Genomic DNA, 1,048 nt, shown 5'->3' with positions numbered 1-1,048 from the left:
AGGGCAAGTGGACGGTGAAGAACACCGGCACCACGACCCTCAGCTCCTGGACCGTCGAGTGGGACTTCCCCTCCGGCGACGGACACGACGCCTTCCCACGGGTCTCCGAAGCACATCGATATGTATCCGCGGACGGGAAGTCCCAGGGCTCGAGCGGCGGTCGTGACCTCGGCAGCCGCGGCGATCGCGCCGTCGACCGTGGAATTGAGGTTGCGTTTCGCGAATTCCTCTGTGGCGCTGACGAATACTGCAACTTCACGCGCTCCGGCGGCGACGGCCCGCTCGAGACCTTTGCGGTTCGGGACGAGAACGACCGTACGTACCGAGTTCGGCAGGTGGAGCCGACCCATCAATTCTTCCGCGTCCGCAAGTTGCGGGATCCATCGAGGTGAGACGAAACTCGTCAACTCGACAGTGCGGGAACCGGCCGCGACCAGGCGTTCGATGAACTGGGCCTTCGTCTCGGTCGGGATCACCGCGGTTTCCGCTTGAAGTCCGTCTCGAGGCCCGACTTCGTAGACCCGGACCGAGGTCGGTAGGCCCGGCGCCGACACTCGATGAGGCGCCGGTTTCCACACTGGTGATCCTGCAACTGTTTCCGTCATTGTCGTCAGTTTCCGCCGCGGATCTCGGCGAGAACCTTCTCGGCATGCTCGACGCGAATGCTCTTGTCCGCGATCAGGCGTGCGACCACGGCGTCGATCTCGCTCTTCTGCGCTCCGGCGGTGGCAGCGATGTTGCGGGCGTGCAGTCCCATGTGTCCGCGCTGGACACCCTCCCCGGCGAGAACGCGGACAGCAGCCAGGTTCTGGGCGAGACCGACTGCAAGAATGATGCCGGCGAGTTCCTCGGCACTCTCGACGCCGAGCATCTTGATCGCGGCCTGCGCTACGGGGTGCACCTTGGTGGCCCCGCCGACGAGGCCGACCGGCATGGGTAGCTCGAGGGTGCCGACGATGTTTCCGTCGGCGTTCTTCTCGAAATGCGAGAGCGAGGAGTAGATTCCGTCGGCGTTGACTGCGTGGGAGTGGCACCCGGCTTCGACTGC

1 protein-coding gene and 2 pseudogenes are annotated in these 1,048 nt (G+C 64.9%); 1 reads left to right on the top strand and 2 read right to left on the bottom strand.

Going from position 1 to position 1,048, the window contains the following annotated elements; genetic code table 11:
* Window positions 1–77: pseudogene (locus ABT116_RS51305) on the top strand (cellulose binding domain-containing protein); the annotation flags it as partial.
* Here ABT116_RS51305 and ABT116_RS50020 read toward each other — a convergent pair.
* Window positions 75–605, bottom strand: a pseudogene (locus tag ABT116_RS50020) (hydroxymethylglutaryl-CoA lyase-like TIM-barrel protein); the annotation flags it as partial. The pseudogenes ABT116_RS51305 and ABT116_RS50020 sit on opposite strands and share 3 nt — an antisense overlap.
* 5 nt (window positions 606–610) lie before the next feature.
* The coding region (locus ABT116_RS50015) for a hydroxymethylglutaryl-coenzyme A reductase family protein (RefSeq protein WP_351648436.1) at window positions 611–1,048 on the bottom strand (438 nt) is incomplete at its 5' end.

Source organism: Streptomyces sp. NPDC002130 (assembly GCF_040296465.1).
Classification (GTDB): domain Bacteria; phylum Actinomycetota; class Actinomycetes; order Streptomycetales; family Streptomycetaceae; genus Streptomyces.
This window is presented reverse-complemented; position numbering and strand designations above follow the sequence as displayed.